The sequence below is a fragment of the Xylophilus sp. ASV27 genome, assembly GCF_016428875.1.
In the GTDB taxonomy this organism is placed as follows: Bacteria; Pseudomonadota; Gammaproteobacteria; order Burkholderiales; family Burkholderiaceae_C; genus Xylophilus.
Genome location: NZ_JAELTO010000152.1, coordinates 1 through 7,691, shown reverse-complemented (window position 1 = coordinate 7,691; position 7,691 = coordinate 1). Strand labels below are relative to the sequence as shown.

Genomic DNA, 7,691 nt, shown 5'->3' with positions numbered 1-7,691 from the left:
AGCTCGGGCTGCAGGCCAAGCGCAAGCGCGCTGGCTGGAGCCTGCCCTATCTGGAGCACCTCATGGGCATGGGAGCGGCTCTGGGGATGGGGGGCTCTGGTTAGATGCGATTGCCCTGATTGTCTGGGTTGTTTGCTATCAATAGAGTAGCATTCTGCGTCACGGAGGCGGCTGCGCGGCGGCCGCGATAATCCCGGCATGTCCTCCCCCAAAGTGCTTTTCGGCTTCCACGCCGTCGGCGTGCGCCTGAAGACGGCGCCTGCGTCCATCATCGAGATCTACTACGAAGCCACGCGGCGCGACGCGCGCATGCGGCAGTTCCTGGAGCGCGCGGCCGAGGCCGGCGCCCGGCTGATCGAATCCGACGGCCTGCGCATCACCAGGCTCGCCGGCAGCGCCGGCCACCAGGGCGTGGCGGCGCGGGTGCACCCGGTGCAGCAGGCGCGCTCGTTCGACGAACTGCTCGAAGGGCTGGAAGCGGCCGGCACCGTGCCGCTGCTGCTGGTGCTCGACGGCGTGACCGATCCGCACAACCTGGGCGCCTGCCTGCGCGTGGCCGACGGCGCCGGCGCGCATGCCGTGATCGCGCCCAAGGACCACGCGGTGGGCGTCAACGCCACCGTGGCCAAGGTCGCCAGCGGCGCGGCCGAGACCGTGCCTTACTTCATGGTGACCAACCTGGCGCGCACCATGAATGAACTCAAGGAGCGCAGCATCTGGTGCATCGGCACGGCCGAGGACGCGCCGCAGACCCTGTATGAGGCCGACCTGAAGATCCCGCTCGCGCTGGTGCTCGGCGCCGAGGGCCCGGGCATGCGCCAGCTCACGCGCAAGACCTGCGACGCGCTGGTCAGCATCCCGATGCGCGGCGCGGTCGAAAGCCTCAACGTTTCGGTGGCCAGCGGCGTCTGCCTGTACGAGGCGTTGCGGCAGCGGTCGTAGGAATGGAATACCCCAGGCTGCCAGCGGCACGCGAGGCCTGGGCGATATGAAATTCAGGCCGTCTCCGCGCTGGCCTGATCCAATTGCTCGATAGCTTCGACGTCGAGTTTCAGTTGCGCTGCCTTCACCAGTTCCTGCAGTTGCTGCAGCGACGTGGCACTGGCGATCGGCGCGGTGATGCCCGGGCGGGCGATCTGCCAGGCCAGCGCGACCTGGCCGGGCGTGGCGGCGTAGCGCTGGGCGACCTCGTCGAGTTCGGCCAGGATGCGCAGGCCGCGCGGGTTGAGGTACTTCTTGGTGGTGCTGGCGCCGCGCGCGCTCTTGGCGGCGTCGGCCTCGGTGCGGTACTTGCCGGTCAGGAAGCCCGCGGCCAGTGCGTAGAAGTTGATGACGCCGACCTGGCGCTCCAGGCACAGCGGCCCCAGCGCGTCTTCGAACACCTTGCGGTCGTACAGGTTGTAGAGCGGCTGCAGGCTTTCGTAGCGCGCCAGGCCGTGGCGCTCGCTCACGTCCAGCGCCTGCTTCAGCCGCTCGGCCGTGAAGTTGGAGGCGCCGACGGCGCGCACCTTGCCTTGCTTGATGAGGTCGCCGAAGGTGCCCAGCACGTCTTCCAGCGGCACGCTCGGGTCGTCGTCGTGCGACTGGTAGAGGTCGATGTACTCGGTCTGCAGGCGCTTGAGCGAGGCGTCCACCGCCTGGCGGATGTAGGCCGGGCGCAGGCCGACCTTGTCCTCGCCCATGGGCTTGCCGACCTTGGTGGCCAGCACCAATTGGTTGCGGCGGCCGCTCCTCCTGAGCCACTGGCCGATGATGGTTTCCGACTCGCCGCCGCCATGGCCGGGCACCCAGCGCGAGTAGACGTCGGCGGTGTCGACGAAGTTCATGCCGGCGTCGAGCCAGGCATCGAGCAGGGAGAAGGAGGTGGCTTCATCCACCGTCCAGCCGAAGACGTTGCCGCCGAAGGCGAGGGGTGACACCTGAAGGCCGGAGCGGCCGAGCGGGCGGAGGGTCATGCGGGAGCCTTTCGTTGCGTGCGTTTCAGGACCGCGCATTCTTGCCGTTTTGCGCGAAATCCGCCGGCGCGCGCCGGCGGTTTTCATGAATGCTATGAAAAATATAGCTGAATGCCTGGATGATTCCTGGGCTTGCGGGCTTTTCGGCCCGGCCAGCAAAAGCCCCGCGTTAGAGAAAAAGGGGCCGGCAACCTAAAATCGCGGGTTACCCCAGAAAGCCCCGCGATGAACGCCCCCGTCGACGTTTCCTTTTTCGCGCGTGCCGCCAAGCCCCTGACCAGCTACCGCAAGTACTGGGCGGCGCGTTTCGGCACCGCGAAGTTCCTTCCCACCAGCCGTGCCGAGATGGACGCGCTGGGCTGGGACAGCTGCGACATCGTCATCGTCACCGGCGACGCCTACGTGGACCACCCGAGCTTCGGCATGGCGGTGATCGGCCGCATGCTCGAGGCGCAGGGCTTTCGTGTCGGCATCATCGCCCAGCCCGACTGGCAGAGCGCCGCGCCGTTCAAGGTGCTGGGCAAACCGAACCTGTTCTTCGGCGTGACGGCCGGCAACATGGATTCGATGATCAACCGCTACACCGCAGACCGCAAGATCCGCAGCGACGACGCCTACACGCCCGGCGACGTCGGCGGCGCGCGCCCCGACCGCGCGGCCATCGTCTACTCGCAGCGCTGCCGCGAGGCCTGGAACGATGTGCCGATCATCCTCGGCGGCATCGAAGGCAGCCTGCGCCGCATCGCCCACTACGACTACTGGCAGGACAAGGTGCGCCGCAGCATCGTGGTCGATGCCAAGTGCGACCTGCTGCTGTACGGCAACGCCGAGCGCGCCATCGTCGAGATCGCCCACCGCCTGGCCGCGCGCGAGCCGGTGCAGAACATCACCGACGTGCGCGGCACCGCCTTCGTGCGGCGCGAGACGCCGGGCGAGCCCTGGTTCGAGATCGACTCCACCAGCGTCGACGCGCCGGGCCGGGTCGAGGCCCACGTCAACCCCTACCTGATGGTGTCGGACCAGGCCAAGGCCAACGGCGCCACCTGCGCCAAGGAGGACGAGGCGCAGGCCGTGGCCGCGCAGGCCGAAGCCGCGGGCAGTGTTGCCGGCGCGGCCGTCCGGCCGATCAACTTCGTCGCCAACCCCTCGGTCAAGCTCAAGGTGCCGCCGCGTGAGCGCAGCGTGATCCGCCTGCCCAGCTACGAGCAGGTGCGCAGCGACCCGGTGCTCTACGCCCACGCCAACCGCGTGCTCCACCTGGAGACCAACCCAGGCAACGCGCGCGCGCTGGTGCAGGCGCATGGCGAGGGCGCGACCGCGCGCGACGTGTGGATCAACCCGCCGCCCATTCCGCTGACCACGGCCGAGATGGACCACGTGTTCGATCTGCCCTATGCGCGCAGCCCGCATCCGCGCTACGCCGACGAGCACGGCAGCCATGACGGCGCGACCAAGATCCCGGCCTGGGAAATGATCCGCTTCAGCGTCAACATCATGCGCGGCTGCTTTGGCGGCTGCACCTTCTGCTCGATCACCGAGCACGAGGGGCGCATCATCCAGAGCCGCTCGGAAGACTCGATCATCAAAGAGGTGGAAGCCATCCGCGACAGCGTCAAGGGCTTCACCGGCACCATCTCCGACCTGGGCGGCCCCACGGCCAACATGTACCGCATCGGCTGCAAGTCGCCCGAGATCGAATCGGCCTGCCGCAAGCCGAGCTGCGTGTACCCGGGCATCTGCCCGAACCTCAACACCAGCCACGACCCGCTGATCAAGATCTACCGCCGCGCGCGCGCCTTGAAGGGCATCAAGAAGATCCTGATCGGCTCGGGCCTGCGCTACGACCTGGCGGTGCAGAGCCCCGAGTACGTCAAGGAACTGGTGCAGCACCACGTCGGCGGCTACCTCAAGATCGCGCCCGAGCACACCGAGCAGGGCCCGCTCACCAAGATGATGAAGCCCGGCATCGGCAGCTACGACAAGTTCAAGCAGATGTTCGAGAAGTACTCGGCCGAGGCGGGCAAGAAGCAGTACCTGATCCCGTACTTTATCGCCGCGCACCCGGGCACCAGCGACAGCGACATGATGAACCTGGCGATCTGGCTCAAGAAGAACGGCTTTCGCGCCGACCAGGTGCAGACCTTCTACCCCAGCCCCATGGCCACCGCCACGGCCATGTACCACAGCAACAAGAACCCGCTGCGCAGGATCACGCGCGACAGCGAGGCAGTGGACATCGTGCGCGGCGAGCGCCGCCGGCGCCTGCACAAGGCCTTCCTGCGCTACCACGACCCGAACAACTGGCCGCTGCTGCGCGAGGCGCTCAAGGCCATGGGCCGCGCCGACCTGATCGGCAACGGCAAGCACCACCTGATCCCCACCTTCCAGCCGCTGACCGACGGCAGCTACCAGAGCGCGCGCCGCAAGAATTCCACGCCGCTGAAGGCTGCCGCCACCCCGGCCAAGCCGTCCAAGCCGGTGAAGGGCCGCCTCCTGACCCAGCACACCGGTCTGCCGCCGCGCGACAACGGCGCGGGCAAGCCGGGCGGCAAGCCCCTGGCACGCAAGCCGCGCTGAGCCCGTGACCGGGCCTTCGGGCCTTGTTGGCTATCATCGCGTCCATGTCTTTCTTCCGCACTTCTCCCCCCGCCGTAAGCCTGTAACGCGCGCAGCCCTGCTGCGCCGCGCATAGCGCTTCGCCCTGGCCCCACCGCCCGGGCGGGCAGGCACGGTCGCGCCCCCGCCGCATGGCGGCCGGGCGCCTTTCGGAGAAGACGGATCCATGAAATCGACAACGTCCGCCGCCCTGGCATGGGGCGGCGTATTGCTCGCGGGTGCCCTCTGGGGCCTGGGGGCCCTGGTGGCACAACATTTGATGGGCAGCGGCATGACGCCGCAAAGCCTGGCACTGGTGCGTTTTGCACTGGGACTGCCGCTGCTGTGGTGGTGGCATTGGCGCCAGCCCGAGGTGCCGCACTGGCGTGCGCTGCCCGTGCGCCAGCGCATGCTGGTGGCGGGCACGGGGGCGGCGATGGCGCTCAACGTGGGCTGCTGGTTTGCCGGCATAGAGCGCATAGGCCCGGCGCTGCCGACGGTGATCTCGGTCTGCTGCGCTCCGGCCATCGTGGCCCTGGTGTCGCTGCTGCGCGGTTATGAGCGCCCGAGCGCGCGCCTGCTGCTGGCGCTTGCGCTGGCCCTGGGCGGCGTGCTGCTGGTGGCCTTGCCGGCGGGCGGCACGGCCCTGCCGCCCGGGCATCTGGCGGGCCTGGCCTGGTCGCTGGGGTCGGCGTTCTGCTACGCGTTGATGGTGCTGGGCAATGCGCGCATGCCGGTGGCCATCCCGGCCGTCAGCGCCTCGGCCTGGGGCATGGCGGTGTCCACGCTGTGCGTGCTGGTGGTGGCGCTGCCGCAAGGCTGGCAGGGACCGTCGCGGTCCGTGGACTGGTGGGGCGTGGCCTATACCGGCGTGGTGACGACCTCGCTGGCCTATCTGTGCTTTGCCTGGGGCGCGCGCCGGCTGTCGCCCACGGCGGCAGTCATCGGCTCGCTGGTGGAGCCCCTGGTGGCGGCGGTGTTGGCGGCCTGGTGGCTCGCCGAGCCGATGGCGCCGCGCCAGTGGTGGGGCGCACTGCTGCTGGGGACGGCAATGGGCCTGCTGTCGTGGCCCAGGAAATTTAGATAAAAAAGGCCTATAGCCAAGGTTCTGCCTTGGCTTCCTGCTATCTATTCCGTAGTGACGCTATGCCAGCGTGTGCAGCGGCAGGTCGCGCTCGCGGGCCAACTGATCCAGTTCTGCCCGCGTGTGGCGCCGCAGGAAGCCGGCGATGGCCTTCCGCATCCGGGGCTGCAGCATGTCCTGCTCCGGCAGGCCGGCGGCGCGGCACAGTGCGGCGGCGAAGTGCGGCTCCAGTGCCGCCACGGCCACGCGGCCGTCGGCGCAGGCATACACGCCGTAGCCCGCGTGCGCGCCGCCGACCGCGCCCGTGGGCAGCGTCAGGCCCCAGTCGCGCGGCTGGGCCAGGTGCCGGGCGGCGTCGGAAAGGGCCACTTCCAGGTGCACGCCGGCGCCGGTCGCGGCGCGCCGCAGCAGCGCCTGCAGCACCGCCTCGCTCGCCATCAGGGCGCCGGCCATGTCGGCGTAGAGCGTGGGCGGCAGCGCCAGCCCGGGCACCAGGCCGCTTTCGGCCAGGTAGGTCAGGTCGTGGCCGGGCATTTCGGCTGCCGGGCCGGGCGCGCCGACGATGGCGACGCACGACAGCCGCGGGTGGCGCGCCGCCAGCGCGGCCGCATCCAGGCCCAGCCGCGCAAGCGCGGACGGCCGGAACGAGGTCAGCAGCACGTCGGCCCGGGCCAGTTCCGCCTGCAGCAGCGCCTGGCCCTGGGCCTGTTTCAGATCCGCCTGCAGCACCCGCACGCCTTCGTGCAGCGCGGCATAGGCGGGCGGGCTGTAGCGGCCCATCGGGTCGGCCGTGGCGGCGCCTGCGGGGGCGGGCGGTTCGAGCTTGACGCAGTCCGCGCCCATGCGCCGGCAGCGTTGCAGCGCGGCGGGGCCGGGGAGGTTGAGGGCCAGGCTCAGGAGGTGAATGCCTGCCAGGGGCTGATGAGGAGGTGTGGAAGAGGGCATCGGGTGATTGGACACCGGCTTGGCGGCCGTCGGGCAGTGGTGAAATCCTCCACGGAACCCGGCAACAATCGGGGCCGTTCCTTTGCAACAGCACCACAGATGACACCCGCACCCGCCCTCCGCTTCGGCCTGGCCGCCAGCCGCCTGCACCGCGACGCCACGCAAGCCGGGCTGCCGGCCTGGATCGCCGCCAGCGGTGACGGCATCCGGCGGCTCGGCCTGGGCCTGCATGCCGTGGGCGGCGCCTACGATGCGCTCGCGCGGGCCGGGCTGCTGCAGGGCTACGCGCCGCTGGTGCGCTACCCGCGCGGCCGCGAGGGCGGGCTGATGCGGCTGGTGTCGCGCATCTCCGGCGGGCTGCGGCCCGAGGATGAACTGGGCGGCATCGTCTACCTGCAGGACCCGGTCGACCCGACGACGACCTATGCCGAGGCGCATGCGCTCAAGCGCCAGTGCGTGACGCACCAGAAGCCCTTCGTCTCGACCCTGGCCGGCGCCATCGAGTGGGTGGAGGTGGAACTGCTGCACGCCGGCCTGCCGGCGCAGCGGCCGCAGGCGCTGTTCCGCCTGGAGGCGCAGACCGCCGCGCTGATCGCCCACGATGCGCTGAAGGAGTGCATGGTGGAATTCGCGGGCGCGCATTTCGAGCTGCTGTCGCGCTACGCGCAGCGCGTGGCGACTGGCACCACGGGCGAATTGCTCAACCGCATGGCCTGGTCGCGCGGCTGGCCGGCCGCGCGGCCCTGGGTGCGGCGCTACCTCAGCGGCCCGCTGGGCGGCGACGCGCAGATCGCCGAACTGGTGCTCGACGGCGCCTGCCACAAGGTGATCTTCTTCGAGGACCCGCACGTGGCGCGCCAGCACGAGGCCGACATCCAGTTGCTGGAGCGCGCGGTGTGCAGCGTGGGCGAGACCGCCTCCTGCATCAATTCGCCCGCCATGGCCGAGCGCTGGGCGCAGGCGGCTGGGCGGCACCTGGGGCTGGCTTAGTCTTACTGTGTCATAAAAGATGCTTTGCGCTTGCCCTTCCGCAGCATGGGCACTGCCCGAGACGAGCGATCAACTGATAGCTCAGTCGATGACGCAGTGTCGTGATCGACGTCGCCACGTGG

6 protein-coding genes are annotated in these 7,691 nt (G+C 69.7%); 4 read left to right on the top strand and 2 right to left on the bottom strand.

From position 1 onward, the window contains the following. The first annotated feature begins 198 nt into the window (after window positions 1-198). Window positions 199-942 (top strand): 23S rRNA (guanosine(2251)-2'-O)-methyltransferase RlmB, encoded by a 744-nt coding sequence (gene rlmB, locus JHD63_RS20850; protein ID WP_198972722.1) that lies wholly within the window; start codon window positions 199-201, stop codon window positions 940-942. 53 nt (window positions 943-995) lie between these two features. Here the strand turns inward: rlmB and JHD63_RS20845 are convergent, their stop codons facing one another. Next, window positions 996-1,955 (bottom strand): aldo/keto reductase, encoded by a 960-nt coding sequence (locus JHD63_RS20845; protein ID WP_198972721.1) that lies wholly within the window; start codon window positions 1,953-1,955, stop codon window positions 996-998. Between the two features lie 225 nt (window positions 1,956-2,180). Between JHD63_RS20845 and JHD63_RS20840 the strand changes: the two genes are divergently transcribed. Then, entirely contained in the window at window positions 2,181-4,532 is a 2,352-nt protein-coding gene (locus JHD63_RS20840; protein WP_198972720.1) for a YgiQ family radical SAM protein, read from the top strand. Between the two features lie 205 nt (window positions 4,533-4,737). Beyond that, window positions 4,738-5,637, top strand: coding sequence for a DMT family transporter (locus JHD63_RS20835; protein ID WP_198972719.1), 900 nt, complete (start codon window positions 4,738-4,740; stop codon window positions 5,635-5,637). Window positions 5,638-5,694: 57 nt separating this feature from the next. Here the strand turns inward: JHD63_RS20835 and JHD63_RS20830 are convergent, their stop codons facing one another. After that, complete coding sequence (locus JHD63_RS20830) at window positions 5,695-6,579, bottom strand: CoA transferase (RefSeq protein WP_198972718.1); 885 nt, start codon at window positions 6,577-6,579, stop codon at window positions 5,695-5,697. Window positions 6,580-6,678: 99 nt separating this feature from the next. Here JHD63_RS20830 and JHD63_RS20825 point away from each other — a divergent pair, with 99 nt between their 5' ends. Continuing rightward, window positions 6,679-7,569, top strand: a complete 891-nt coding sequence (locus tag JHD63_RS20825; RefSeq protein WP_198972717.1) for a methylglyoxal synthase — start codon at window positions 6,679-6,681, stop codon at window positions 7,567-7,569. The last annotated feature ends 122 nt before the right edge of the window (window positions 7,570-7,691 follow it).

Bases quoted from the DNA above. Each gene is read 5' to 3' on its own strand.
- rlmB (WP_198972722.1), top strand. From the start codon at position 199: ATGTCCTCCCCCAAAGTGCTTTTCGGCTTCCACGCCGTCGGCGTGCGC.
- JHD63_RS20845 (WP_198972721.1), bottom strand. From the start codon at position 1,955: ATGACCCTCCGCCCGCTCGGCCGCTCCGGCCTTCAGGTGTCACCCCTC.
- JHD63_RS20840 (WP_198972720.1), top strand. From the start codon at position 2,181: ATGAACGCCCCCGTCGACGTTTCCTTTTTCGCGCGTGCCGCCAAGCCC.
- JHD63_RS20835 (WP_198972719.1), top strand. From the start codon at position 4,738: ATGAAATCGACAACGTCCGCCGCCCTGGCATGGGGCGGCGTATTGCTC.
- JHD63_RS20830 (WP_198972718.1), bottom strand. From the start codon at position 6,579: ATGCCCTCTTCCACACCTCCTCATCAGCCCCTGGCAGGCATTCACCTC.
- JHD63_RS20825 (WP_198972717.1), top strand. From the start codon at position 6,679: ATGACACCCGCACCCGCCCTCCGCTTCGGCCTGGCCGCCAGCCGCCTG.